This is a genomic window from Microcoleus sp. BROC3 (genome assembly GCF_036702515.1).
Classification (GTDB): Bacteria; Cyanobacteriota; Cyanobacteriia; order Cyanobacteriales; family Microcoleaceae; genus Microcoleus.
On sequence record NZ_JAUBTQ010000176.1, the window covers coordinates 1 to 1,325 of the forward strand.

Consider the following 1,325-nt stretch of genomic DNA (forward strand, 5'->3'; position numbering starts at 1 on the left):
TGGTAGATATTACCTGAGAGCGCCATCCTTACAGCTATTGCTCGTTTTAGTTCTCTGGCATCGATATCGCTTTTAATTAAAAATTCTAATTGGGCTATTTCTTTTTCCATATCTTTTCGTGAAAGTTGTAAGTTATTCATTTTTTTTTGTCATAATTAAGTATTGCATATAATTGTACCATAATCATGATAATGATTTAGGATTGCTATATGCAAATCTTTAACTAGGATTCCTACTTCTTCAACGATACCAACAAGTTCGTGACCTAGAATCTGCGGCTGCTCTACCAGTGGAATAACCTTTCCTCGCCGATCGAGGTTGTAGTTGGATTGCCCAGAAAAGATGTGAAAGTCCGTACCACACAATCCTACTGCTGACACACGTACCAAAACCTCGTGTTGCTGCACCACAGGGCGCGGTACTTCACACAACTCTAGCTTAGCGATGTCGCCTAGTACCATCGCTTTCATGCTTGAGGTTTTCGATGTCAAATGGTTCATGTTAAATCCTAATCTGAATGCTTTGCCCTTGCATGTAATCACTAGACCTCTTGCGGAATTACGATGAGGTAGCTAGTCTCAGTTCATAATTATAAAGTCCAGATATCAGGTTAACTCGTAAGTTAAACCGCTTTCTTATGTTGCGGTAGCGACTTGATAAAATCCGAAAAATCTTGAGATGTCGAATCACATTTTCGACTCGAACTCTCAAGCGGGCTTGTTGTTTATTTTGTCGCTTTTGGTCTTTGCTTAATGAAGCATTTTTAGGTTTTTTATGGGGAATCCAACTATTAGCATAGGTTTCGCAATGCCCTGATATCCTTTATCCGCTAGAACCTGAACTCTCTCTACTACTTTAACTCTACTGTTTTTAAATACCCGGAAATCATGCTGCATTCCTTTGCCAATTGGGGGTCGAGTTCGGCGGCACGTTGAAAAGCACGGACAGCCTCTTGGTGATTCAAAGCATAAACTAAAGTTAGCCCGCGATCAAAGTTTAGTTGCGCCTCGGCGTTACGGGTTGAAACCGGGTGATGATGCAAAGCTTCTAGCCCAGACGCGGGTTGAGGTGAAGTAAAAGCGATCGAACGAGGGATTAGCAACGCCAACAACACCGATATTGTCAAAGCGATCGCGCAGAGGATTTTCCATAGCAAACTAGGCTTCATCAGATATCTTCTTATTTTTGGTGATTGGTAAAGAAATTGAAGAGCCATCATCGTTAACATCTGCTTTCTGGCGAGACTACATTAGACCTCTTGCAAAAAAGATATATGTTATAATCAGAAGTTTTAAATTTAGCCCCCTAGAGCTAACTCATAATTG

At 40.9% G+C, this 1,325-nt stretch carries 3 protein-coding genes; all 3 read right to left on the minus strand.

Translation table 11 applies throughout. The features are described from left to right. Window positions 1-155: 155 nt before the first annotated feature. Window positions 156-470 carry an alcohol dehydrogenase catalytic domain-containing protein gene (locus QUB30_RS33620; protein ID WP_333342710.1) on the minus strand — a complete coding sequence of 105 codons (315 nt, stop codon included), beginning with the start codon at window positions 468-470 and terminating at the stop codon, window positions 156-158. 88 nt (window positions 471-558) lie between these two features. Further along, window positions 559-819 carry a transposase family protein gene (locus tag QUB30_RS34090; protein ID WP_445300582.1) on the minus strand — a complete coding sequence of 87 codons (261 nt, stop codon included), beginning with the start codon at window positions 817-819 and terminating at the stop codon, window positions 559-561. A 31-nt stretch (window positions 820-850) separates the two neighbouring features. Next, the gene (locus tag QUB30_RS33625; protein ID WP_333342713.1) at window positions 851-1,168 is read right to left on the minus strand and encodes a hypothetical protein; all 318 of its coding nucleotides are present in this window, start codon (window positions 1,166-1,168) and stop codon (window positions 851-853) included. Window positions 1,169-1,325 lie beyond the last annotated feature (157 nt).